Origin of the sequence: Porcincola intestinalis (assembly GCF_009696445.1) — a bacterium.
Lineage (GTDB): Bacteria > Bacillota > Clostridia > Lachnospirales > Lachnospiraceae > Porcincola > Porcincola intestinalis.
On record NZ_VULZ01000017.1, the window covers coordinates 30,826 to 57,802 of the forward strand.

The following is a 26,977-nucleotide window of genomic DNA, read 5'->3' on the forward strand; positions in this document are numbered from 1 at the left end:
ATGCCGAAGGATAACAGCATCAGGAAAGTGCTCGTCATTGGTTCCGGCCCGATTATCATCGGACAGGCGGCCGAGTTTGACTATGCAGGAACGCAGGCATGCAGAAGTCTGAAGGAGGAGGGCATCGAGGTTGTCCTGCTTAACAGCAACCCGGCAACCATCATGACCGACAAGGATATTGCGGACCATGTCTACATCGAACCGCTGACGACGGAGGTGGTGGAGGCGATTATCCGGAAGGAGAAGCCGGACAGCATTCTGCCGACGCTCGGGGGACAGGCCGGGCTGAACCTGGCGATGGAGCTGGAGGAGAAGGGAATCCTGAAGAACCTGGATGTCCGTCTGATCGGAACAACTTCCCGGACAATCAGGAGAGCCGAGGACCGTCTCGAATTCAAGGAGGCCATGGAGAAGATCGGGGAGCCCGTGGCGCCTTCGCAGGTCGTCCGCAATATCGAGGACGGAGAGAAGTTTGCGCGCCGGATCGGATATCCGGTTGTGCTGCGGCCGGCTTACACCCTCGGCGGTTCCGGCGGCGGCATCGCAAACAACCAAGAAGAGCTTGACGAGATTCTGGAGAACGGTCTCCGCCTTTCGCGAGTGGGAGAGGTGCTGGTCGAGAGAAGCATCGCCGGCTGGAAGGAAATTGAATATGAGGTCATGCGGGATTGCGCCGGCAATGTCATTACCGTCTGCAACATGGAGAATATTGACCCGGTTGGTGTCCACACAGGGGATTCCATCGTTGTAGCACCGAGCCAGACGCTGGGTGACAAGGAATACCAGATGCTCCGCACATCTGCGCTCAATATTATCACAGAGCTGGGAATTACCGGCGGCTGCAACGTACAGTATGCCCTGAAGCCGGATTCCTTTGAGTACTGTGTCATCGAGGTCAACCCGCGTGTGTCAAGATCATCGGCGCTTGCATCTAAGGCGACAGGATATCCGATCGCGAAGGTTGCCGCCAAGATCGCTCTCGGGTACACGCTTGACGAGATTCGGAATGCGATTACCGGAAAAACCTATGCCAGCTTTGAACCGATGCTGGACTACTGCGTTGTGAAGATGCCGAGGCTTCCGTTTGACAAATTCATCACGGCAAGGCGGAGCCTGTCCACACAGATGAAGGCGACCGGTGAAGTGATGAGCATCTGCACCAACTTCGAGGGCGCGCTGATGAAGGCGATCCGCTCCCTTGAGCAGCATGTCGACAGCCTCATGAGCTATGACTTCTCAAGACTTGATGACGAACAGCTTCATAAAAAGCTTCAGGATGTCGATGACCAGCGGATCTGGGTCATCGCGGAGGCACTTCGGCGTGGATTTACCAGGGAAGGCATCTACAAGGCGACGAAGATTGACCCCTGGTTTCTGGACAAGATCGCGCATCTGACGGAGATGGAGAAGGCGCTGAAAGAGCAGCCGCTGACGGAAGAGCTCCTGCGGGAAGCCAAGCGCATGGAATTTCCGGATAATGTGATCGCATCCCTGACCGGAAAGACGCAGGAGGAGATTCATCAGCTTCGGGAAAAGGCCGGTATCCATGCTTCATTCCGGATGGTGGACACCTGTGCGGCCGAGTTCGAGGCGCAGACTCCGTACTATTACTCTGTGTATGACGGAGGCGAGGATGAGGCTGCGGAGGCAGCCGGAAAACATGATAAGAAGAAGGTTCTGGTGCTGGGCTCCGGGCCGATCCGGATCGGACAGGGAATCGAGTTTGATTTCTGTTCCGTCCACTGTACCTGGGCTTTCCAGAAGGCCGGATTCGAGACGATCATCATCAACAACAATCCGGAGACAGTATCGACGGACTTCGATATTGCAGACAAGCTCTATTTTGAGCCGCTGACGCCGGAGGATGTTGAGAACGTTGTCCGGCTGGAGAAGCCGGACGGTGCGGTCGTCCAGTTCGGCGGACAGACGGCAATCAAGCTGACGAGCGCGCTCATGAAGATGGGTGTCAGGATTCTCGGCACGGATGCGGATGATGTCGATGCTGCGGAGGACAGGGAACGCTTTGACGAGGTGCTGGAGCGGTGCGGCATCACCCGGCCGAAGGGGGAGACCGTCTTTACGGCAGACGAAGCCAAGGCTGTGGCAGACCGTCTGGGATATCCGGTCCTTGTCCGCCCGTCCTATGTGCTGGGCGGCGCCGGGATGCGGATTGCAATTTCTGATGAGGACATTGATTCCTATATCGGGAATATCAACCGCTATGCGCAGGATCATCCGATTCTGGTTGACAAGTACATGATGGGGCGTGAGATTGAGGTCGATGCGGTCTGTGACGGAACGGACATCCTGATCCCCGGAATCATGGAGCACATCGAGCGGGCGGGCATCCATTCCGGTGACTCCATCTCGGTCTATCCGGCAAAAGATCTGTCAAAGGAAGTCAAGACGGTTATTGAGTCCTACACAAGGAGCCTGGCGCAGAACCTGCATGTCATCGGGATGATGAATGTCCAGTTCATCGTCCGGGATGATGGTGTGTACATCATCGAGGTGAACCCGAGATCCTCGCGGACGGTACCCTACATCAGCAAGGTGACCGGAATTCCGATTGTTCCGCTTGCGACTAGGGTCATTCTGGGCGAAAAGATCAGAGACATGGGCTACACGCCCGGGCTTCAGCCGGAGGCCGACTATTTCGCGGTCAAGATGCCGGTCTTCTCCTTTGAGAAGATACGGGATGCGGACGTTACACTCGGCCCGGAGATGAAATCGACCGGTGAATGCCTTGGCATCGCGAAGACGTTCGATGAGGCGCTGTACAAGGCATTTCTCGGGGCCGGTGTCCGGCTGCCGAAGTACAGCAACATGATCATCACGGTCTGTGACGAGGAGAAGCCGGAGATGATCGACATTGCCAGACGGTTTTCAAAAATCGGGTATACGATCTATTCAACACACGGAACATGGAAGGCACTCCGCGCGGAAGGGATCCCGGCCCGTCAGGTCAATAAACTGGAGAAAGATTCCCCGAACATGATGGATCTGATCCTCGGTCATCGAATCGATCTGGTCATCGATATCCCGAACAGGGGCATCGAGCATCAGCAGGACGGATTTCTGATCCGTCGCGCGGCTATTGAGACCGGGGTCAATGTCATAACGGCTGTCGATACGGCCCGGGCGCTGATTACCTCGCTCGAGGACAATTCAGTGACAAAGCTCAGTCTGGTCGACATCGCAGACATCGACAGGAGATAACGCTTGCAAAAAGACCGCTTTTCTGTACAATAGGAAAAGCGGTCTTTTTTCACGGCAGGGACGAGAATTGCCGGAGGAATGCCGGAAGGACCCCGGGTTTTTCTGTGGGGCGACAAGGATTTCAGGAGGATTCAGATACATGATAGCTGCAAATGATGTCACGCTGCGTCTCGGAAAGAGAGCATTGTTCGAAGATGTCAACATCAAATTCACCGAAGGCAACTGCTATGGCGTCATTGGCGCGAATGGGGCAGGCAAGTCCACATTTCTGAAGATACTGGCCGGAAAGCTGGAGACGACGTCCGGAAGTGTCACCATCACACCGGGACAGAGACTGTCTTTCCTCGAGCAGGATCATTTTAAGTATGATGATCAGGCTGTGCTTGACACGGTCATCCAGGGCAACAGACAGCTGTATGAGATCGGCAAAGAGAAGGATGCCCTCTACGCGAAGCCGGATTTTTCGGATGAAGACGGCGTGCGGGCATCTGAGCTCGAGGCGGAATTTGCCGAGATGAACGGCTGGGAGGCGGAGTCCGACGCGGAGTCCCTCCTGAACGGGCTGGGAATTCCGACAGAACTTCACCAGGTACTGATGAAGGAGCTGACCGGCTCCCAGAAGGTCAAGGTCCTTCTGGCAAGAGCCCTGTTCGGCAATCCGGACATCCTGCTTCTGGATGAGCCGACAAACCATCTGGATCTGGACGCGATCGGCTGGCTTGAGGAGTTTCTGATCAACTTTGAGAATACGGTCATCGTGGTCAGCCACGACCGGTATTTTCTGAACAAGGTCTGCACGTATATTGCGGATATTGACTATGGAAAGATTCAGCTCTATGCGGGCAACTATGACTTCTGGTACAAGTCTTCCCAGCTGCGCATCCGTCAGATGAAGGAGGCCAACAAGAAGAAGGAAGAGCAGATCAAGGAGCTGCAGGAATTCATCCAACGTTTCTCTGCGAATGCGTCCAAGTCCAAGCAGGCCACCTCGAGGAAGAGGGCACTGGAGAAGATTCAGCTTGACGATATCAGGCCAAGCTCGAGGAAGTATCCGTACATCGACTTCAGGCCGGAGCGGGAGATCGGGAATGAGATTCTGCAGGTTGAGAATCTGTCGAAGACGGTAAATGGCGTGAAGCTGCTTGACGATCTGACCTTCACGCTCCGCCATGACGACAAGGTTGCTTTTGTAGGCGGAAATGAGCAGGCCAAGACGATGTTCTTCCGGATTCTGATGGGTCTTGAGGAGCCGGATGAGGGCTCGTTCAAATGGGGTGTCACGACAAAGAGAGCTTATTTTCCGAAGGATTACACCGATGAGTTTGACAACGATCTGACCGTTGCCCAGTGGCTGACCCAGTATTCGGAGATCAAGGATCAGACCTATGTGAGAGGCTTTCTTGGAAGGATGCTCTTTGCAGGGGAGGATGGAGACAAGTATGTGAAGGTTCTTTCCGGCGGCGAGAAGGTACGCTGCCTGTTCTCAAAGATGATGATTTCCGCTGCGAATGTGCTGATCTTCGACGAGCCGACCAACCATCTGGACATGGAATCGATCACAGCCCTCAACGACGGCATGATCAAGTTTCCGGGCGTGATGCTGTTCTCATCGAGAGACCATGAGATCGTGGAGACGACGGCGAACCGCATCATGGAAATCCTGCCGAACGGCAAACTGATCGACAAGGTCACGACCTACGATGAGTACCTGGCGTCCGATGAAATGGCGAGAAAGCGCACGGTCTACACCAGTGAGACGGATGATGAGGATTGAGAGAAAGCCTGCGATACAACATGTTAGAATAATGCAACTGATGATATAATACTAAAACATTAGTTTGTATAAATAGAACAGATTGTCCGGTGAAAAGAACATAAAATAGTGTAATTTCACGGTGCTTCATGGACAATGCCTCCGCTGTATGCTATGATAGGTGCGAAATTCTGAGCATACAGCGGAGGCATTTTTCTTTGCCGGATTCCGCTCCGCCGTGCACCGGAAACTCTGGTGGCGGCCGGCAGAGGACGGCGGCAGAGAAGGCTGCATATCCAACCTGCGCGCTTATAGAACGAACTTCAAGAAGGAGGAACTAAAATGGCAAGACAAATGAAGACCATGGATGGTAATCAGGCTGCCGCATATGCATCCTATGCATTTACCGATGTCGCAGCGATGTACCCGATTACCCCGTCGTCTGTTATGCCGGAGCATACAGATGAGTGGGCAACACAGGGTATGAAGAACATCTTTGGCCAGACCGTCAAGATCACTGAGATGCAGTCCGAGGCAGGCGCTTCCGGCGCTGTCCACGGCTCTCTTGCAGCAGGCGCCCTCACGACGACCTACACTGCTTCCCAGGGTCTGCTTCTGATGATCCCGAACCTTTACAAGATCGCGGGTGAAAGGCTTCCGGGCGTGTTCGACGTATCCGCGCGTGCAGTTGCTTCCCATGCACTTTCTATTTTCGGAGACCATTCCGATGTGTACGCCTGCCGTCAGACGGGCGCCTGCATGCTGTGTGAGTCTTCTGTGCAGGAGGTTATGGACCTGACACCGGTTGCACATCTTGCAGCCATCGAGGGACGTCTTCCGTTCATCAACTTCTTCGACGGCTTCCGCACCTCCCACGAGATCCAGAAGATTGAGCAGTGGGATTTCGAAGACCTGAAGGAGATGTTCAACTTCAAGGCACTTCAGGAATGGAGAGACCAGTGTCTGAATCCGGACCACCCGGTAGAGAGAGGCTCCGCACAGAACCCGGATATCTTCTTCCAGGTCCGCGAGGCAATCAACCCGTACTATGATGCGATGCCGGCCATTGTCCAGAAGTACATGGACAAGGTCAATGCAAAGCTCGGAACGGATTACAAGCTGTTCAATTACTATGGCGCACCGGATGCAGAGCACATCATCATCGCCATGGGCTCCGTTAACGATACGATCGAGGAGACCGTGGACTACCTGAACCAGGCTGGCGGCAAGGTCGGTGTTGTGAAGGTCCGTCTTTACAGACCGTTCAGCGCAGAGGCACTGATCGAGGCCATTCCGGACAGCGTGAAGTATATCTCCGTGCTTGACCGCACGAAGGAGCCGGGTTCTCTTGGCGAGCCGCTGTATCTGGATGTTGTCGCAGCTCTGAGAGGATCAAAGTTCCAGAATGTTCCGATTTTCACAGGCCGTTACGGACTGGGAAGCAAGGATACGACACCGGCACAGATTATCGCTGTTTACAAGAACACTACAAAGGAAAAGTTCACCATCGGCATCGTCGATGATGTCACAGGCTTGTCTCTCGAGGAAGGCCCGGCGATTGTCACGACACCGGAGGGAACCATCAACTGCAAGTTCTGGGGCCTTGGCGCGGACGGAACGGTCGGTGCAAACAAGAACTCCATCAAGATCATCGGCGACAACACCGACATGTATGCGCAGGCATACTTTGATTATGATTCCAAGAAGTCCGGCGGCGTGACGATGTCCCACCTCCGTTTCGGCAAGAAGCCGATCAAGTCCACCTACCTGATTCACCAGGCAAACTTTGTTGCATGCCATAATCCGGCATACATCCGCAAGTTCAACATGGTTCAGGAGCTGGTTGACGGCGGAACCTTCCTGCTGAACTGCCCGTGGTCCGATGAGGAGCTGGAGCAGCATATTCCGGGACAGGTGAAGGCATATATCGCAAAGCATCACATCAAGTTCTACACGATCGATGGTGTCAAGATCGGCATCGAAGTCGGTATGGGACCGACCCGTATCAACACCATCCTTCAGTCCGCATTCTTCAAGCTGGCTGCCATCATCCCGGAGGAGAGGGCAATCGAGCTGATGAAGGCTGCTGCAAAGGCAACCTATGGGCGCAAGGGCGATGATGTCGTCAAGAAGAACTGGGCAGCCATCGACGAGGGCGCTAAGCAGGTTCACGAGGTCACTGTACCGGCACCCTGGGCTGACGCTTCCGATGAGGGGCTTGATTTCCACAAGGTATCTGAGGGTGAGAAGGAGGTTGTCGATTTCGTCAACAACATCCAGCTGGCTGTCAGTTCCCAGGAGGGCAACAAGCTGCCTGTCTCCGCATTCAAGGATTACGTTGACGGCACGACACCGTCCGGAACGGCTGCATATGAGAAGCGCGGCGTTGCGGTTATGGTGCCTGTCTGGAATCCGGACAACTGCATCCAGTGTACACGCTGCTCGTATGTATGCCCGCATGCCGTTATCCGTCCGTTCGCGCTGAATACCGATGAGGCGGCAGCACTTCCGGAGAGCCAGAAAACGCTTCCGATGCTTGGTATGAAGGACTACAAGTATGCGATCGCTGTCTCTGCGTATGACTGCACAGGCTGCGGAAGCTGCGCGAATGTCTGCCCGGGCAAGAAGGGCGAGAAGGCGCTGACCATGATGCCGTTCGCAGAGCATACGGACGAGCAGGAAGGGTTCGATTACTGCGTCAAGCTGGATCCGAAGCAGGATGTTGTCGACAAGTTCAAGGAAAACACGGTCAAGGGTTCCCAGTTCAAGCAGCCGCTGCTTGAATTCTCCGGTGCCTGCGGCGGATGCGGCGAGACACCGTATGCAAAGCTTGTCACACAGCTCTTCGGCGACAGAATGTACATCGCGAACGCAACCGGATGCTCCTCCATCTGGGGCAACTCCTCACCGTCCACACCGTACACGGTCAACAAGAAGGGACATGGCCCGGCTTGGTCGAACTCCCTGTTCGAGGATGCGGCTGAGTTCGGTTTCGGTATGTTCCTGGCAGCTGATGCACTCAGACAGAGCCTGAAGAGCAAGGTTGAGGCAATGATGGCCGAGGGCAAGGTTACAGCCGAGGGTCAGGCATGGCTTGATACCTATCTGGATGGAAAGACCAACGGAGCGGCGACCGATGAGCTTGTGAAGGCTCTTGAGGCCGACGGAAGTGCTGAGGCTCAGGATATCCTGAAGGACAAGGATTATCTGGCAAAGAAGTCCAACTGGATCTTCGGCGGCGATGGCTGGTCCTATGATATCGGATTCGGCGGTGTTGACCATGTACTGGCATCCGGCAAGGATATCAATATCTGCGTCTTTGATACTGAGGTGTACTCCAACACAGGCGGACAGTCCTCCAAGGCTACCCCGACCGGTGCAGTCGCTCAGTTTGCGGCAGCCGGCAAGGAGACCAAGAAGAAGGATCTGGCTTCCATGATGATGAGCTACGGCTATGTCTACGTCGCACAGGTTGCGATGGGCGCTGACTTCAATCAGTGCGTCAAGGCATTCGCAGAGGCTGAGGCATATCACGGACCGTCCATCGTTCTGTGCTACGCACCTTGCATCAACCACGGTATCAAGAAGGGTATGGCGAAGGCTCAGACTGAGGAAGAGCTGGCTGTCAAGTCCGGATACTGGCATCTGTTCCGCTACAACCCGGATCTGAAGAAGGAAGGAAAGCCGGCATTCACGCTGGATTCCAAGGCTCCGACAGATGATTACAAGGAGTTCCTGAACGGTGAGGTTCGTTACAACTCCCTGAAGAGATCGAATCCGGAACGCGCTGCAAAGCTCTGGGATAAGTCCGAGAGTGAGGCAAAGGAGCGTTACGATTATCTGAACAGACTCGTGAAGCTGTACAGCCCGGAAGAAGAGTGATGTTCTGAGTCAGGCGAACCGTCTGGCTGAAGAGAGAGGCCGCTGCCCGAAAGGGCAGTGGCCTCTTTTTATGTGAAGGCAGTCGCTCATCATCGAGTGCGGAGCACAAGAAGAAGGCGGAGCCGCCGAATCGGGAAGGGCAGAGGGAAGATGCCCTTCCCGATTGTCCGGTGCCCCTGGGGAAGACATGAGAAAGCGGGAAGGATGACAGAAGACGATCAGAAAAATGTAAGGTGAATGTGAGAAGAGACTAGTCGGGGGATCAGCATCTTGAGCGGTATTCGCTGGGAGAGACACAGAAGTAATTCCGGAAGGCCTTCGAGAAATAGGTATTGTCAGGATATCCGACTCTGGAGGCAATTTCTGTGATCCGGATTGCAGGATCCTTCAGCAGACTTGCAGCCCGCTCCATCCGAACGGATGTGAGATATTCGGAAATTCCCAGATGGTAGGTGGATTTGAACAGCCTTGAAAGGTATTCATGCGAAAAAAAGTATCGATCCGCAAATTCTGAAAGCCTGATATTGTGCGTGTAGTCCCGATCAATTGTGTCATGCAGAAGGGTGACAACCTGCTGGGCAGTGAGACTTGAAACAGAGTCTTCTCCAGAAAAGTCTTCGTCCGGAAACAGCGTTTTCATGGCATGCTCGATGGCCTTGTTCAGCTCATCGGCAACAACCGGCTTGAGCAGGTAGTCTGACACATGAAAATGAATGGCCTGCTGCGCATAGCGGAAGTCATCGTAGCCACTGATCACGATAAAGGAACATCTGCCGCATTCCTGTGTGGCATGCTTCAGAAATTCAACACCGTCCATAACAGGCATCGACATGTCAACAAAGACAATCGAAGGCGACAGTTCCCGCATCAGTGTGAGCGCCTGCTTTCCATTTTCTGCACAGGCTGGGACATCCAGGTGAAAACGGCTCCAGGTACCTAGTTTGCTGATCGCGATACGGACCGGCTTTTCATCGTCAATGATCAATGCTTTGTACATTCTTTCTGCTCCTTTGAAGGTTCATGACCAGTGATACCCTGGTTCCGGTTCCCTCTACACTGTCTATCTGGAGAAATGAGGCCTCAGGGGCCATCAGCTTCAGGCGGGTGCTGAGGTTCACGAGGCCGATGCTTCCTGCATTGTCCTGGGAAAGCGGTGCTTTCAACGAGTGGCGGATTTTCTGCAGCTTGTCTGCCGGAATGCCGGCACCATCATCTGACACGGTCAGATTGAAATAGGAAGGTCCGTCCGGACCGCTGTTTGGCATGGTTTTTCTGGCTTCGATCTGAATATGGATGGAGCTTCTGTCACCGGTGATCCCGTGAAGAATAGCGTTTTCAACCAGCAGCTGAACACAACATTTTGGGACGGTTACATCCAGGAGATCTTCTCTGATATCGATCTTGACATCAAGTCTGTCATTCATCCGAAGCTTCTGCAGGTCAATGTAATTTTGTGTGAAGACCATTTCCTCACGGAGCGGGACCTGGTTTCCTGCTTTCAGCGCGTATCGAAAGATCTGCGCAAGCTTGGTCACCATATCATAGATTTCAATCTGATCACACATCAGCGCCTCCGAACCGATTGCCTGAAGCGTATTGTTCAGAAAATGCGGGTTCAGCTGAGCTTCGAGGGCGGTCAGCTTGGCGGTTTTCTCGTTCAGGCTTGCGATCAGATTTTCGCGGATCAGCTTTTCAATCTGTGCGGACATCTGGTTGAAGCTGTCACTGAGCCTTGCCACTTCCAGGGAACGTCCCAGACGGATCTGGAGAAACTGTCCTTTTCCAAGCTTCTTCTGGCTGACAGAGAGCTGCGCGAGCGGTGCTGTCAGAAAGTGGAAGGAGAAGTAGGTCAGAAACAGAGAAACCATCAGAAACAGAAAGCCCTCCAGCAGGGAGAAGGTCCTGGCACGGCGAAAGCTTTCCTCAATTGAAGAAATAGGCTGGAGCGAGACGAGCCGGAACCCATAGGTTTCGTCCTGTGCGGCGCTGCAGAGGTACTGTTCGTCCCCGATCCGGACCAGACCATCCTTCGGGAGAGGTCCGCGGGCCAGAACGGAATCAGGAGCGTCCGGGCTTTTCAGCACCGATCCGAGATCTCCCTTCGCGGAAGTATAAAGAAGGGTTCCGCCGCTGTACAGCGTGATGTTCGTCCCCTCCATACCGGAAAGCAGGGCGGACGGTGTAACCTCGATGACGGCAGCCGCCAGAGGGGTTCTGTCTGAGATCCGGATGATGGTATGACTGAAAACAAACAGAGAGCCGTCGGAGGCAGGGGAGATGGAGGCGCCGCTCTTCGCCTTCAGGCACATCTCCAATTGCCGGTTTCCGCCCATGTTCGGAGCGGATTGCAATTTCATCCGCTGATCACCGCTGCTGCGTCCGATCACAAGATCCTGATTCAGCAGGTAAAGATGATAAGCATTCAGATCGGTTCTGGTGTAATAATAGGTCTGAATCTTCTGCAGGATATCCTGCTGCGCAGCCTGGGAAAGCGGAACGGTCTGATGGAGCTGCTGGTAGAAGGCATTGTCAGTGACCGGCAGGACACAGAACTCGGACAGACTGTCCAGATAGGACTTCAGATTCTGCGTTTTCAGATTCAGCAGACGCTCAGACTGCGTGTTATATTCTTTGATCGAACCGGAACGGCTGTAGTTGTAATTGAATAACGACAGCAGCAGGGTACTGGCCAGCAGCAACAGGCTGGTCATCAGCATAAATGAGACCCAGAGGGGTGTTCTGGCGAGACGTGCCGACAGTTTTGCCCTAAGCCGGGCAGCGATCTTTTTCATGTTCATTCCTTTTCATCCGAATCTCTTCGGCTTTTCCTTTCTCTTTCCCCTGTATCATACAACAACAAAAAAGGATATCAAAGAGACAGGCAGGTTCAGGGAAAATGGATGTCAAAATAGTACAGATTACATATCAATTATTTCCATATCTTTGGCAGAATCACGAAGGTATAATCTTGTCAGAACAAGTCAATCAGGCGTTTAGCCTGACTGGTAAGGAGTGTGTCATGAAGCGAAGCAGCATGAAAAAGAAGAAAGGGCTCGAAAACGTCCTGTTCACGATTCCTGCCGTCATCCTGGTATGTATGGTCATGTATATCCCCTTCGTGATGAGCGGGTACTATTCGCTGACCAGATGGAACGGAATCGCGAAGCAGCCTGTCTTCATCGGCCTGGAAAACTTCAAAACAATCCTGAGTGGAAGCGACAGCTTCCTTTCGGCGATGTGGTTCACGATCCGCTACACGTTTTTCTTTGTCATCGTTTCGAATGTCGCAGCACTGGCACTTGCCGTTGCTCTGACGAAACGATTCAGGCTGGCGAATCTTTACAGAGGTCTGTTTTTTATTCCGTATATCATGTCGATGAACATCGTGGGCTTCATCTGGAAGTTCATCTTCACATCCGGGTTCAAGAAGTTCTTTGAGCTCACAGGCTGGGGATTCTGGAATTTGTCCTGGCTTGGAAACCCGAGCATGGCGTTCTGGTCCGTCACAATCGTCGGGATCTGGCAGTCTCTGGGCTTCTACATTGTCCTCTATATCGCAGGGCTGCAGGCGGTTCCGAAGGATATTATCGAAGCGGCCTATGTGGACGGTGCATCGAGGAGACAGACCTTCTTCAAAGTGACGGTTCCGCTGCTCGGGCCATCGATGACGACCTGCGTGTTTATGTCCCTCACGAACGGACTGAAGGTTTTTGACATCATTCTGGCACTGACAAAGGGAGGACCTGGACAGTCGACGTACTCTGCAACATTGTCCATCTATAATGAGGCGTTCACGCGGAACAATTATGGTCTGGGATCTGCGCAGGCGATCCTGTATTTTGTCTTTGTCCTCGTGATCACGCAGCTGACCTTGAAGATGATGTCCAGAAAGGAGGTCGCACTCTGATGAGACGGAAAACCAGACAGAGACTGTCACATGTCATCCTTGTGGTGATTCTGACGGTGATCGCACTGCTTTATATCTATCCGGTTGCGCTGATGTTCATGAATTCAGTCAAGCCGTTCGGGGAGGTTATCGCGACGCCGGTCTCGCTTCCGAAGAAGCCGACATTCGGAAATTATCTGTATGTCGGAGAGAAGATCCAGTATTTCAGGCTCCTGTGGAACAATGTGATGATCACAGTCATTGGTATCGTGGGGATCGTGTTTTTTTCCTCTCTCTCGGCATACATCTGTGACAGAAGGAGGACGAGATACACAAAGTTCATCTATACGCTCCTGATCACACCGATGCTGATTCCTTTCCAGACCATCATGATTACGCTGCTCAAGGCGATGAACATCATCCACCTGAACAATTCGAGAGTCGGCCTGGGCATTCAGTACTGGGGGTTCGGCATTCCGATGGCGACCTTTATCTTTTATAATTTTATGGCGACCATTCCGAGAGACCTTGATGAAGCGGCGACCGTCGATGGCGCGACAACCTGGCAGACATACAGGATGGTCATTTTTCCGCTCCTGAAGTCGGTGACGGTGACGGTCATCGTGCTGGATGTCATGTGGATTTGGAACGATTTCCTGCTTCCGCTGCTGATGGTCAACTCAAATAACAAGACGAAGACACTGGTGCTGGCGGCATATACCTTCGTCGGACAGATGAACACGCAGTGGCAGTACGCGATGGCCGGCATGGTCATGGCCGTCTTCCCGTCCATCCTCGTCTTCATATTTCTCCAGAAATATATCGTCGAGGGCGTTGTGGCAGGTGCAGTGAAGGGCTGAGATGCCGAAGAGCTGAAGAGCATGGTGACGCCATCGGGTCCGGGAGGAAGCCGGCCTCATATGGGAACATGGCCGTGCGGGTTCAGTGGCACAGGAATAAAGCCGGTACGGTAGAGGGAAAACAGGCAGAGAGATCTGCCTTGATCAATCACATATAAACCGGGTTCGAGGACCCAAAGCAGAAAGGAGTGTCTTCTATGAAAAAGAAACTTGTATCTCTGGTCATGGCAGCAGCCATGGCGGCGTCTGTCGCAGCGCTTCCTGCATTTGCAGGGGAGACAGAAGCGGCAGTGGATCCGTCACAGGATTCCGGAGAGATTTATATGTTCATCGCTTCGCCGGAGTATGCGGATGCCATCAATACGCTGATCGACGATTACAAGAAGGTGGCGCCGAATGTCACGATCAACTATGAGACAACCCAGAATGATTACCCAACCCTTCTGAAGGCGAAGATCAATTCCGGAGATGTTCCGGACATCTTCTCCTCCACATCCGGAAAGGAGATCGATACCTATCTGGAGTATTCACTTGATCTGTCCGATCAGCCGCTGATGAAGACGATTGATCCTGGTGTCGCGTCCGCGATGGCTTCCGCGAAGGAAGGCGGCGGAATGTACGGAATCGCCATCAAGGGCAACTATTTTGGTATGATCTATAATGAGGATGTACTCAAGGATGCTGGTGTTGACAAGGTTCCGGAGACAACGGAGGAACTGAAGGCTGCTTGCGACAAGATCAAGAGTGCAGGATACACACCGTTCACAACTGGATTCATGGAATGGTGGGTTTATAAGCATGTTGCACAGCACTTTGTCGATGCTGCGGCAAAGGCTGCCGGAATCAGCGCGGCTGACCTGGTCGCTTCGATCCAGAAGGGAGAGAAGTCCATCAAGGATTATCCGATCGCCTGTGACAACTTCTTTGACTTCATCGATTATGTCGTCAAGAACGGGGATGACAAGCCGCTTGAGACAGATCTTGCCGGTGAAGAGCAGGCATTTGCTTCCGGAAAGGTTGCCTTTATGCTTGGACAGGGCGCATGGGTCGAAGCGGACCTGAAAAAGATCAACCCGGATCTGAAGATCGGATTTGCAGGATATCCGGTAGACGACAAGGCGGAAGATGCACAGGTGATTTCCGGGTCTGACCAGGCACTGAGAATCAACAAGGATTCCAAGAATCTCCAGGCTGTTCTGAATTTCATCAACTGGTGGTATACTTCTGATGAAGGCCAGGCATGGTTCACAGATGTGGCAGGGGTTGTCCCGCCTGTCAAGTCAGACAAGGCATCCGATTTTGTGATCATCGAGCAGGGCAAGAAGCTTGCTGATGAGAAGGGTTCCGGTGAACTGGCGATTGTCGATTCCACGGATTCCTTCCACCAGGTCTTCGGTGAGGCGATGCAGTCCTACATTGCAGGAACGACATCGAAGGAAGACACCATCAAGACGATCGACGAGCAGTGCGCGGCGATCGACGGACCAAACGCACAGTAAATATACAGAAAAGTATTTCAATTGCCGCAGATGCCGCAGACAGGACCTATGCCTGTCTGCGGCATAACAGACTCATATGTGAGAATGTGAGACTGCCGGACAGCCGATGACAAGGCTGCAGCATGCATCAGCAGGAGCGGACATGGGAAGAGAAATGCCGCGTGTGGATGACCGGGCAGAGCCATTCAGCAGACAGAGACAGAGGAGAAGACATCATGAAGTTTACCGAAGGGTACTGGCTCCGCAAGGAGAGTGTACAGGCAAGCTATGCATCGCAGGCATATGCCATCGAACGGATTCCGCATGGAATCCGGATTGCGGCGCCGGAGCGGCCGATCAGAAGCCGGGCGGACGCACTGGATATCACCGTGCTGTATGTCGATATCGTCAGCAGTTCTCACAACGACATTGAGGTGAGGGCTTTTCATTTCATGGCGTATGACGAGAAGGAACCCCGCTTTGAACTGCATACAGAACCGGACGACGTTGAGGTAGAGGAGCTGGAGGACGAGACGGTTCTCACGGCAGGGAACATGAAGGTACGCGTGAGCCGGAAGGATTGGAATATCCGGTTTGAGGCAGATGGAAGACTGCTGACCTCCTGTGGTTTCCGCAATCTCGCCTACTTCAGGGTGAATAAACAGCCGGCTAAGCTGAACATGGTTCCGGATTATTTCGCTCAGGACTATGCGCCCTATATGGAAGCAGAATTGTCGGTCAAGCCTGGAGAGACCGTCTACGGTCTCGGGGAGCGCTTCACACCATTTGTCAAGAACGGGCAGGTGGTGGATATGTGGAATGAGGACGGCGGGACCTCCAGCTCTGTCAGCTATAAGAATATCCCATTCTACATGACCTCGGAGCATTATGGGGTGTTTGTAGACCATACAGGACAGGTCTCCTACGAGATCAATTCTGAAAAAGTGGAGTATGTCGGCTTCTCTGTTCCGGGAGAACAGCTTCGTTTTCACGTCATCTACGGCAGGACGCCTGAGGACATCATTGACGTCTATACAAAACTGACGGGACGTCCGGCCCTTCCGCCTGAGTGGAGCTTCGGGCTGTGGCTCTCGACCTCCTTCAAGCCGAGCTATGACGAGAAGACCACTGACGCCCTGGTGGAAGGCATGCAGCAGCGGGATATCCCATTCTCGGTGTTCCACTTTGACTGCTACTGGCTCAGAGGGCTCCACTGGTGCGATTTTGTCTGGGATCCGGTTGCGTTTCCGGATCCGAAGCGGATCATCGACAAATATCACAAAAAGGGACTGAAGGTTTGCTGCTGGACAAATCCATATGTCGCTCAGAACACAGATATGTTCTGTGAAGGCGTGGAAAAGGGGTATTTCCTGATGCGCGCTGACGGGAAGGGGGTCAAGCAGGTGGACAACTGGCAGCCGGGGATGGCGCTTGTCGACTTTACAAACCCGGATGCTGCGGCGTGGTTCGCCGGAAAGATCAGGGAACTTCTTCAGACGGGTGTCGATGCAATCAAGACGGACTTCGGTGAGCGGATTCCGGTGGACGTCATCTATCATGACGGAAGCAACCCGGTCGATATGCACAACTACTATACTTTCCTCTACAACCGCACGGTGTTCCGCGCGATCGAGGAGGAGAGAGGGAAGAATCAGGCTGTGCTGTTTGCCCGTTCGGCAACGGCCGGAAGCCAGCAATTCCCGGTCCACTGGGGCGGCGACTGCTTTGCCTCGTATGCCTCGATGGCGGAAACGCTTCATGCCGGATTATCGTTCGCGATGTCCGGGTTCGCGTTCTGGAGCCATGATATCTCCGGATTTGAATCGACGGCGACGCCTGATCTGTATAAGCGCTGGGTGCAGTTTGGTATTTTCTCCACTCATTCACGTCTTCACGGCTCTGACACCTACCGCGTTCCGTGGATTTTTGACGAGGAGTCGGTCGATGTTGTGCGCACATTCAGTAAGCTGAAGTGCAGACTGATGCCGTATATCTACCGGATGGCGGCAATCGCGCATGAGAAGGGAACGCCGGTCTGCAGGCCGATGCCGTTTGCATATCCGGATGACCGTGCCTGCCAGTATCTGGACCTTCAGTATATGTTTGGCGAGAGCATCCTTGTCGCGCCGATCTTCAATGACCAGAGCATTGGAGAATGCTACCTCCCTGACGGGAAATGGATCTCTCTGCTCGATTCTGAGGTGCTCGAGGGCGGGAAGTGGCACCGGAAAAAGTACAGCTATCTGGATTTCCCGGTCTTCGTGCGGGGGAACAGCCTTCTTGCAATCGGCAGCCATGACGAGCGCCCGGACTATGACTATACAGACAATGTGACATTCCGCTATTATCTGCCGGAGGATGGAGTGTATGCTTCCTGCGAGGTGCCGGATGAGAGCGGAAAGACCGTTCTGAGCGCAAAGGCCATTCTGGAGAATGGCGAGGTGCGGCTCGCACTCGACAGGGAAGCTGAAGGTGCAGCTTTTGAGGTTGTCCTTCCGGATGGCAGCAAAAGGCACGCAAAGATAGAGGGAAAGACAGCCTGCATCCGTCTGTAATGGACATGCATCGAAAGCGGATCTGAAAGGAAACCAGTAAAAAGTACAGAAGGAAGCTGAAGAAAATTCTGACAGGAAACAGCAGGAAGGACTTCGGGAAACCGGAGCCTTTCTTGCTGTTTTCACGCTGTTCTCCATCTGTTTGCTGCTGACTCCGTGGAGAGAGGATGGATTCCGGGGATGCTGTTTCCGTCGTTGCCGTGCGGGAGGTGTTTTGCTATAATAAATCTATTTCAGTAGAGAAGGCGGGGCTGGTTTGTGAAGGCGAAAGAGGAACGTTTTTTTACAATCAGGGACGTGCAGCGGATTTTAGTGTGTATTGCTGCGGGAACTGTGATGGCCGTGAATCTGCGGACGTTTGTACATACAGGCGGCCTTCTGCCAGGCGGGATTGCAGGCCTGACGGTGCTGGTACAGGGAATTTTTCAGCGGTTTTTCGGGATGGATGTTCCCTATGGCCGTCTGTACCTTGCCCTGAATGCATTTCCGATCCTGCTGGCTGTCCGGAAGATCGGGAAGAAGTTTACAGCCTATTCCTGCATCACCATCAGCGTTGTCACAATCTTGACGGAAATCCTTCCGACGACAACGATTACCTATGACACCCTTCTGATCTCCATCTTCGGCGGGATTATCAACGGGGCAGCAATCTCGATGGCCCTCCTGGCGGGAGCGACGACGGGCGGAACGGATTTCGTCGCCATCTACCTGTCTGAAAGGTATGCGATGGACGGGTTCAATTATGTCCTGGGGTTTAACGCGGTAATTCTCTGCTGTGCCGGCCTGCTGTTCGGCTGGGACAAGGCGCTGTATTCGATTATCTTCCAGTTCGCTTCAACCCAGGTCATCCATGTGCTGAATAACCGGTATAAAAAGAACACGCTCTTCATTGTGACAGATAAGCCGGACGAAGTGGTCCGGTGTCTGAATTCAGACGTCCGGCATGGCGTGACGGAGATGCATGTCTTCGGTACCTACCGGAGGCAGGAGCGCACCATGATCTACTCGGTCATCTCGACACCTGAGCTGAAGATGGTTCTGAAGGATCTGAAGGAAGTCGATCCGGCTGCCTTCATCAATGTCATCAAGACTGACCAGGTATCCGGCAGATTCTATATCAAGCCGAACGATTGATCAGGGAAGAGAAGGATATGAGACAAGAACACAAAGCGACATTTCTGAAGGGACTCTTCTGGACACTGGTTCTGACATTGTTCCTGATCAGCTTCTCGGTTGTCTTTACCCTCTACATGGAGCCGCTTTACTGGGCGGATATCCGGCTGATGGGGCTGGAGAAGGCTTCCGGAAAAAGTGCGGAGGTCATCCGGAAGAATTACCATGCAATGGTTTCCTATATGTACCTGTGGAATCGTACACCGGTTCTCTCGCTGCCGGACTTTGCGATGTCACAGGGCGGAAAGATTCATTTTTCGGACTGCAAGCGCATCTTTGACGCGGTGCAGGTGATCTGTGCTGTGAGTGGTTTCCTGACAATCCTCTCCGCGGTCGTACACAGGCACAGCCTGAGATACCGGTATCTCAGGGCTGCCGGAACCCTGACCATCCTCATACCGGCTCTCCTCGGAGGACTGGCCTACATGAACTGGAACAAGGTCTTCCTCACCTTTCACAAGATCTTTTTCAGAAACAATTACTGGATCTTTGATCCGGCCAGTGATCCGGTGATTCTGATTCTTCCAGACAAATTCTTCCTTCAGTGCGTGATTGTAATCACTGTTGTGCTTGTGACCGGTGCAGGAATTCTGTTTGGAAAAGCGCACAGGCGAAGCAGAAGACTGAGAGACAGGATCGCCAGGTCCAGGGCAAGGGGCAGGAGACGATAAGCAGGGGGAAGATTCCGGATTTCGGCAGAATAAACCATCAGAAGCGGCACAAATGACACATTAGAAAGGACTTAAAAGATCAGATGAGGTTCCAGATTCCAGATACATATCGATTGATCAGAAAGGAGACGCTCTCCGATATCGGGTCGGAGGGGTATATCCTTGAGCATATAAAAAGCGGTGCACGGATCATGCTCATCGCAAACAGCGATGACAACAAGGTCTTTAACATCGTCTTCCGCACAACTCCGAAGGATTCCTGCGGAGAGGCACACATCATTGAGCATACGGTCCTGTGCGGAAGCCGGAAATATCCCTCAAAGGATCCGTTTGTCGAGCTTGTGAAGGGATCCATGAATACCTTTCTGAATGCGATGACCTATCCGGACAAGACGATGTTTCCGGTGGCCAGCACCAATGACACCGACTTCAAGAATCTGATGGATGTCTACCTGGACGCTGTATTCTATCCGAATATTTATAAAAACGAGAACATCTTCCGGCAGGAGGGCTGGAGCTTTCAGATTGAAAAGCCGGAGGATCCGATTGTCTACAACGGGGTTGTCTACAATGAGATGAAGGGCGCCTACTCGTCGTCGGATGATGTCTGCGACCGGCTTGTCATGAACTCCCTCTTCCCGGATACGACCTACGGAGTGGATTCGGGCGGTATGCCGGAACACATTCCGGAGCTCACATACGAGCAGTTCCTGAATTTCCACAGGACGTATTATCACCCGTCCAACTCGTATATCTACTTGTACGGCGATATGGACTTTGAGGAAAGACTGAAATATCTGGACGAGGCCTATCTTTCTCACTTTGAGCGGATCAGTGTATCGTCGGAGGTGATGCTTCAGAAGCCGTTCTCCGCGCCGGTTCATCTTTCAGAGGTATACCCGGTCGGGGCGGAGGAGCCGCTGGAAAGGCACACCTATCTGACGCGCAATACGGTGATCGGTCAGAGCACCGACTCAATGCTCTGCGTCTCGATGGACGTCCTGGAGGATGTTCTTCTGGAGGCGCCGGGCGCTCCGCTGAAAATGGCGCTCCTGGATGCAGGGATCGGAACGGATGTCTACGGCTCCTTCGATTCCTCAATCCGGCAACCTGTCTTTTCCGTCACGGCAAAGAATGCCGATGAGGCTGACAGCATACGCCTTGAGGAGATCATAGCCAGCACGCTGGCGGCCATTTCGGAGAAAGGCCTGAACCCGAAGGAGATCGAGGCATCGATCAATTCCATGGAGTTTCGTTACCGCGAGGCAGACTATGGCGGATTCCCGAAGGGACTCATCTACTCGATCAATGTCTTCGACAGCTGGCTGTATGATGAGGAGAAGCCGTTTGAGTACCTCAGACAGCGGGCGGTCTTCAAAGCACTGCGTGAGCGGATCGGGACCGGTTATTTTGAAGAGCTGATCCGGAAGTATCTCATGGATAATCCGCATACCAGCTACGTCTCGATGAAGCCTGAGCGCGGACTGACGCAGAAGGTGGAGGAAGCGACTGAGAAAAAGCTCGCGGAGCTGAAGGCTTCATTGTCCGGGGATCAGATAGAGGATCTGATCCGGGGAACAAAGGAGCTCAGACGGTTCCAGGAGACACCCTCGACCCAGGAGGAGCTCGAGAAAATTCCAATTCTGAAGAGGTCGGATCTGGGCAGAAGCGCCCGGCCATTCTCCAACATCGATGAGAGCGAGGATGGCATCCGGCTCATCCGCCATGATTATCAGACGAACGGGATTGTGTATGTCACGGTCCTGTTTGATCTGGCCGGGATCGCGCAGGAGGATCTTCCATATCTCGGGATCCTTCGAAATGTGCTGGGTGAGGTTGACACAGAGCACTATTCCTACCGGGAGCTGGCAACGGAAATCGGGCGGAGAACAGGCGGTGTCACACCGGGTGTTTCGCTGTTCACAGATCCGGTTGATGCAGACCTGATCAAGGGGGCATTTGGCATGCAGATTGCCACCCTTCCGGATGAGATCGATTTTGCACTCGAAATAACAGGCGAGATTCTTCTGGCATCGAAGTTCAGCGACCGGAAACGGATGCGCGAAATCATTCAGAAGCTTCGGTCCCGTCTGTCTGTCCAGCTGACCTCGTCCGGACATGCGACGGCGGCACAGAGATGTCTCTCCTATTTCTCACCTGCAGGTGTTTTCAACGACGGGATAGGCGGGATCAGCCTCTACCATGTTGTCTGTGACCTGGAAGAGCACTTTGACGAGCGCTATGAGGAGCTTTGCAGGACACTTGAGCGGCTGCTGGGGAGCATCCTGAAGAATGACAGGCTGCTGACGAGCTATACCGGAAGCAGCACCTATACAGATCAGATTCTGGCGGGATTGCGGAAATTGTCCGGGCAGCTCGAGGATGAGAAATCCACCGGAGAGCCGGATGATCAAAACAGGCCGTTCCGCTATCTGGCAGGATTTGAGACGGTGAAGAAGAATGAAGGCTTCCGGACACCCGGGAAAATTCAGTACGTGGCCGAGGGCGGACGTTTCCCGGCAGACAAGGCAACCGGGGCGCTCAGTGTGCTGAAGGTGATCATGAACTACGACTATCTGTGGCAGAATCTGAGAGTTGTGGGCGGCGCTTATGGCTGCGGCGGTTCCTTCACCAGGAGCGGGACAGCGGTCTTCTATTCCTACAGGGATCCGCACCTGCGCAATACGCTGCGCATCTATGAGGGGATTCCGGGGTACCTTGAGACGTTCGATGCGACAGAGCGCGATATGACAAAGTTTGTGATCGGAACCATATCGGATTTTGACACACCGCTGACTCCGCGGATTGCCGGGACCCGTTCCATGAACGCGTTCATTTCCGGGCTGACGTATGAGCAGGTGCAGCAGGAGAGAAATGAGGTTCTGGCCGCACAGCCATCGGATATCCGGGCGCTGGCACCGCTGATGCGGGAGGCTCTCTTGGGGGGAGCACTGTGCGTGATCGGGTCCGAGAGCAAGATCGACGAAAGCAGGGAGCTTTTCAAAAGCACGGAGACGCTTTCGTGAAATGCCGGCGGCAGCTCTGACAGAGCCTGACCGGCGGCAGCCGGGGATATCTGCTGAGGCTGCAGGCCGGCGCAGGATAGCGGAGGAACATGAGCGGAATAGATCTTCAGGGGATGGTGCTCCTCGCGGCACCATCCGGGGAATATGACAGGCGGATCGTTCTGCTGACAAAAGAGCGTGGGAAAATCACTGCCTTTGCGCGATCTGCAAGAAAACCAAACAGCAGCCTGCTTGCGGCGACAGTCCCGTTTTCCTTCGGAACCTTTCACCTGTATGAGGGTAGGAGTGCGTACACCTGTGTCGGAGCAGACATCACGAACTACTTTGATGAACTGAAGACGGACTTTGAAGGGGCCTACTACGGATTCTACTTCATGGAGTTCGCTGCGTATTATGCGCAGGAGAACATGGACGGAACGCAGATGCTGAACCTTCTGTATGCGGCGCTCCTTGCGCTGGAGAATCCGGCGCTTGACAACCGGGCGGTGCGCTACGCCTATGAAGTCCGTCTGATGGTGCAGGGAGGAGAGTTTCCGCAGGATGTGGTGAAGGATGAGAGCCTTTCAAAGGGTGCCCGATATGCGTTCTGGTACATGATCTCAGCGCCTCTTCAGAGGCTCTTCGCATTCAAAGTCTCTGATGAGGTCCTGGGGGAGATTGAAAAAAAGCAGGATAAAATCAGGGGAAGGCTGATCGACAGGACGTTCCGTTCCCTCGAAATTCTCGATTCTGTGACAAACATTCATTAAGATGGAGGGGCTCATGGCAGAAAAAAAGTTCCGGTCAGGATTTGTGGCGATTGTCGGAAGACCGAATGTCGGAAAGTCTACACTGATGAACCATCTGGTCGGGCAGAAGATTGCGATCACATCCGGAAAGCCGCAGACAACCCGCAATCAGATTCGGACGATCTATACGTCCGAAGACGGTCAGATTGTCTTTCTAGATACGCCGGGTATTCACCGCGCAAAGAACCGGCTCGGCGAGTTCATGGATGACGTGGCCCTTCAGACGCTGACGGAGGCAGATGTCATCCTCTGGCTGGTGGAGGCAAGTGATTTTTCCGGGGAGGGGGAGCGGTACATCGCCGGGAAGCTGAAGGCAGTCCACAGGCCGGTGATTCTGGTCATGAACAAGATTGACACGGTTGAGAAAAAGGATCTTGCCGCCTTTATGGAGAAGTACAGGAAGCTCTATCCATTCGAGGAGATTATTCCTGTCTCCGCGATGAAGAGCCTGAACCTCGATTCCCTGCTGGAAGAGATATTCCGTCATCTTCCGGAGGGACCGAAGTACTTTGACGAGGATGAGGTCACGGATCAGACGATGCGGCAGATTGCCGCGGAAATGATCCGGGAGAAGGCACTGAGATGTCTGAGCGATGAGGTTCCGCACGGTATCGCCGTTCAGATTCTGTCCATGAAGGAGCGGACTCGCAGAAGTGCACCGAAGGATCCGGAGAAGGTCTATGAGAATCCGGACACGATCTGGGACATCGAGGCGGCTGTAATCACCGAGAAGGAATCTCACAAGGGGATGATTATCGGAAAAGGCGGCTCGATGCTGAAGCGGATCGGTACAGGCGCCAGGATTGCCATCGAGGACATGGTCGGGGCGCAGGTCAATTTGAAGCTGTTTGTGAAAGTGAGAAAGGACTGGAGGGACAATCCGCTGATTCTGAAGAATCTGGGATATGACAAGTCAAGCCTGAAATCCTGATGCTTTGTTGAAAATTTAACCGCCGCACTGTATAATGCAGAAGGCTATACGGGGAAGGAGTCTGTGAATGAAAGCAAAAAGCCTGATGGCAGGCGCTCTTGTGCTGGGTGTGACATTGGCCGTGACTGGATGTAGCGTGCTGGATCAGGTCGTGGGGCGGGATGACTGGAAGGACTGGACGCCGACGCAGACTTCTCTTCAGATATCGGCAGGCGGGAGCGTGACCGAGTCCATCTTCGACACGCTGGATCAGAATTATTACAATGCAGATGAGTTGCAAGATCTGGTTGCCCGGTCGGTCAAGTCCTACAACGCAGAACATGGAGGCCATGCGATCAGCGTACCGGCTTACTCGGCTGAGAACGGAAAGATCGCCCTGACGCTTGTATACCGGACACCGGAGGACTACGCATCCTACAACCAGGTTTCATTCGCGGATGGCCCGATGCTGGACGTTCAGATGAGCGGAATTACATTTCCGGATACGTTTCTGAAGGTGAGCGGTTCGAACCTGACAGATCAGGGTGTCTCATCGGATGAAGCGCTCTCTCATAAGGAATACAGCGCCGCGGTGACAGTGGCCGATCATGTTGTCCAGGTGCCCGGGCAGATCCGGTATCTGAGCGCGAATGCGGAGCTGATCAATTCTCATGTCGCGCAGCCGAAGCTGCAGGAGGAGACGAATGCGTCATCCGAGACCGGTCTTGTCCTGCCGTCAAACGCGGTCTACTATGGGACGGAGAGCGATACGGAGGAAGCGGAGCCGCCGGCAAAGACACAGCAGCTGATGTACATTATTTATGAGAAAGATGCCGAGCAGTCTACCTGAACGGCTTCTTTTCCGGATTTCCGGGATTGATAAAACCAACGATAAGGAGCACAAGACGATGGAAAAGACGATGGACAAAATCGTTGCACTGGCAAAAAACAGAGGCTTTGTTTATCCGGGCTCTGAGATTTACGGCGGACTTGCAAACACCTGGGATTACGGAAACCTTGGTGTTGAGCTGAAAAACAATGTCAAGAGAGCCTGGTGGAGAAAGTTCATCCAGGAGAGCGAGTACAACGTTGGTGTCGACTGCGCGATTCTGATGAATCCTCAGACCTGGGTGGCGTCCGGTCATCTTGGCGGTTTTTCCGACCCGCTGATGGACTGCAAGGAATGCCACGAGCGCTTCCGCGCGGATCAGCTGATCGAGGATTTCTGCAAAAAAGAAGGCATCACGCTTCAGAAGAGTGTGGATGCAATGAGCCAGGCGGAGATGAAGCAGTTCATCGATGATCACAATGTCCCGTGCCCGTCCTGCGGAAAGCACAACTTCACAGATATCCGTCAGTTCAACCTGATGTTCAAGACATTCCAGGGCGTGACGGAGGATGCGAAGAATACGGTCTATCTGCGTCCGGAAACAGCTCAGGGAATCTTCGTCAACTTCAAGAATGTACAGCGGACCTCCAGAAAGAAGATTCCGTTTGGAATCGGTCAGATCGGGAAGTCTTTCAGAAATGAAATCACGCCGGGCAACTTCACATTCCGCACACGCGAATTCGAGCAGATGGAGATGGAGTTCTTCTGCGAACCCGGGACGGATCTGGAGTGGTTTGAGTACTGGAGATCCTTCTGCAAGAACTGGCTGACTACACTCGGTATTCCGGAGGATGAGCTTCGGCTGCGCGATCATGACAAGGCAGAGCTGGCCTTTTATTCAAAGGGAACAACCGACATCGAGTTCCTGTTCCCGTTTGGTTGGGGCGAGCTGTGGGGGATTGCTGACAGAACCGATTATGACCTGGGCCGTCATCAGGAGGTTTCCGGTCAGGATATGACCTATTTTGATGAGAAGAACGGCAAGAAGTACCTGCCGTATGTCATCGAACCGTCGCTCGGAGCAGACCGCGTTGTTCTGGCATTCCTCTGCGCGGCGTACGATGAGGAAGTGCTCGATGCGGAGAAGAACGATGTGAGAACAGTTCTTCATTTCCACCCGGCGCTGGCTCCGGTCAAGATCGGTGTGCTCCCGCTTTCAAAGAAACTTTCCGAACCGGCGATGAAGCTTCGTGATCAGCTGGCAAGGAAGTACAACTGTGAGTTTGATGACCGCGGCGCAATCGGAAAGCGTTACAGAAGACAGGATGAGATCGGAACGCCGTTCTGCATCACATACGATTTCGATTCCGAGACGGATCAGTCCGTCACGATCCGTGACCGGGACAGCATGGAGCAGGTCCGGGTGCCGATCAGTGAGCTGGAATCCTGGTTTGACGGTAAATTTGACTTCTGACAGAGGGCGGAATTCCTGAATATCGAGATACGAAAAGAGCCGGAGACAGACCTCCGGCTCTTTTGTCAAATATGATGATATGAATAGACAAAAACAAACCGTAATTGTATAATATGCCTGATGAGCAGAAGCATTGAAGATCCAATTTGCGCATAGACACATCCGTTTTAAACCTGTATTCGGCAGAATGATTTTCAGCTGCATGGCCGTCTGAGTGTTCGGACTGCCTGAGCTCATCATTTGTCCCGGCCTCAAGGGAGCGCAGCGCGGACAGAATTGTGCGATTGCCGGCAGCTTTGGAAGGAGCGGCGGCAGCAGTCACGTCAGGAGGAAGGTTGGTTATGGAGAAGAAGTATGTTTACATGTTCTCAGAAGGAAACGCAGGGATGCGGAATCTTCTCGGAGGCAAAGGAGCCGGGCTTGCGGAGATGACAGGGCTCGGACTGCCGGTGCCGCAGGGCTTCACGATTACG

At 53.4% G+C, this 26,977-nt stretch carries 17 protein-coding genes; 15 read left to right on the top strand and 2 right to left on the bottom strand.

The genetic code is table 11. The features are described from left to right. From carB to nifJ, 3 genes are all read left to right on the top strand, one after another. On the top strand, nucleotides 1-3,219 hold the full coding sequence (carB, locus tag FYJ35_RS13000) for a carbamoyl-phosphate synthase large subunit (RefSeq protein WP_154527236.1): 3,219 nt from the start codon (nucleotides 1-3) through the stop codon (nucleotides 3,217-3,219). Nucleotides 3,220-3,358: 139 nt separating this feature from the next. Next, complete coding sequence (locus tag FYJ35_RS13005) at nucleotides 3,359-4,993, top strand: ABC-F family ATP-binding cassette domain-containing protein (RefSeq protein ID WP_154527238.1); 1,635 nt, start codon at nucleotides 3,359-3,361, stop codon at nucleotides 4,991-4,993. 321 nt (nucleotides 4,994-5,314) lie between these two features. Beyond that, nucleotides 5,315-8,854, top strand: coding sequence for a pyruvate:ferredoxin (flavodoxin) oxidoreductase (gene nifJ, locus FYJ35_RS13010; protein ID WP_154527240.1), 3,540 nt, complete (start codon nucleotides 5,315-5,317; stop codon nucleotides 8,852-8,854). A gap of 262 nt (nucleotides 8,855-9,116) precedes the next feature. Here the strand turns inward: nifJ and FYJ35_RS13015 are convergent, their stop codons facing one another. Next, entirely contained in the window at nucleotides 9,117-9,851 is a 735-nt protein-coding gene (locus tag FYJ35_RS13015; protein WP_154527242.1) for a response regulator transcription factor, read from the bottom strand. Continuing rightward, nucleotides 9,829-11,652 (bottom strand): sensor histidine kinase, encoded by a 1,824-nt coding sequence (locus FYJ35_RS13020; protein ID WP_154527244.1) that lies wholly within the window; start codon nucleotides 11,650-11,652, stop codon nucleotides 9,829-9,831. The genes FYJ35_RS13015 and FYJ35_RS13020 overlap by 23 nt, the downstream gene beginning before the upstream one ends. A gap of 221 nt (nucleotides 11,653-11,873) precedes the next feature. On the opposite strand from FYJ35_RS13020, the gene FYJ35_RS13025 reads away from it, so the two are divergent. The 12 genes from FYJ35_RS13025 to FYJ35_RS15275 form a co-directional block, all read left to right on the top strand. Further along, on the top strand, nucleotides 11,874-12,761 hold the full coding sequence (locus FYJ35_RS13025; RefSeq protein ID WP_154527246.1) for a carbohydrate ABC transporter permease: 888 nt from the start codon (nucleotides 11,874-11,876) through the stop codon (nucleotides 12,759-12,761). Beyond that, nucleotides 12,761-13,600 (top strand): carbohydrate ABC transporter permease, encoded by an 840-nt coding sequence (locus FYJ35_RS13030; protein WP_154527248.1) that lies wholly within the window; start codon nucleotides 12,761-12,763, stop codon nucleotides 13,598-13,600. The genes FYJ35_RS13025 and FYJ35_RS13030 overlap by 1 nt, the downstream gene beginning before the upstream one ends. Before the next feature lie 197 nt (nucleotides 13,601-13,797). Next, nucleotides 13,798-15,099 (top strand): ABC transporter substrate-binding protein, encoded by a 1,302-nt coding sequence (locus tag FYJ35_RS13035; protein ID WP_154527250.1) that lies wholly within the window; start codon nucleotides 13,798-13,800, stop codon nucleotides 15,097-15,099. 215 nt (nucleotides 15,100-15,314) lie between these two features. After that, nucleotides 15,315-17,633: an alpha-xylosidase gene (yicI, locus tag FYJ35_RS13040; RefSeq protein WP_154527252.1), complete on the top strand. Its 2,319-nt coding sequence runs from the start codon at nucleotides 15,315-15,317 to the stop codon at nucleotides 17,631-17,633. Nucleotides 17,634-17,891: 258 nt separating this feature from the next. Continuing rightward, nucleotides 17,892-18,767: a YitT family protein gene (locus FYJ35_RS13045; protein WP_321058864.1), complete on the top strand. Its 876-nt coding sequence runs from the start codon at nucleotides 17,892-17,894 to the stop codon at nucleotides 18,765-18,767. A 17-nt stretch (nucleotides 18,768-18,784) separates the two neighbouring features. Continuing rightward, nucleotides 18,785-19,477, top strand: a complete 693-nt coding sequence (locus FYJ35_RS13050) for a TIGR01906 family membrane protein (RefSeq protein WP_154527254.1) — start codon at nucleotides 18,785-18,787, stop codon at nucleotides 19,475-19,477. 113 nt (nucleotides 19,478-19,590) lie between these two features. Next, entirely contained in the window at nucleotides 19,591-22,503 is a 2,913-nt protein-coding gene (locus tag FYJ35_RS13055) for an insulinase family protein (RefSeq protein WP_328597092.1), read from the top strand. Nucleotides 22,504-22,592: 89 nt separating this feature from the next. Continuing rightward, a complete protein-coding gene (gene recO / locus FYJ35_RS13060) occupies nucleotides 22,593-23,252 on the top strand; it encodes a DNA repair protein RecO (protein WP_154527258.1) in 660 nt (219 codons plus the stop codon). A 13-nt stretch (nucleotides 23,253-23,265) separates the two neighbouring features. Next, nucleotides 23,266-24,222 (top strand): GTPase Era, encoded by a 957-nt coding sequence (era, locus tag FYJ35_RS13065; RefSeq protein ID WP_154527260.1) that lies wholly within the window; start codon nucleotides 23,266-23,268, stop codon nucleotides 24,220-24,222. Between the two features lie 67 nt (nucleotides 24,223-24,289). Beyond that, nucleotides 24,290-25,051 (top strand): hypothetical protein, encoded by a 762-nt coding sequence (locus tag FYJ35_RS13070; RefSeq protein ID WP_154527262.1) that lies wholly within the window; start codon nucleotides 24,290-24,292, stop codon nucleotides 25,049-25,051. Nucleotides 25,052-25,109: 58 nt separating this feature from the next. Beyond that, complete coding sequence (locus FYJ35_RS13075) at nucleotides 25,110-26,504, top strand: glycine--tRNA ligase (protein WP_154527264.1); 1,395 nt, start codon at nucleotides 25,110-25,112, stop codon at nucleotides 26,502-26,504. A 341-nt stretch (nucleotides 26,505-26,845) separates the two neighbouring features. Continuing rightward, nucleotides 26,846-26,977: PEP/pyruvate-binding domain-containing protein (locus FYJ35_RS15275; RefSeq protein ID WP_154527266.1), on the top strand; the 132-nt coding region annotated here is incomplete at its 3' end.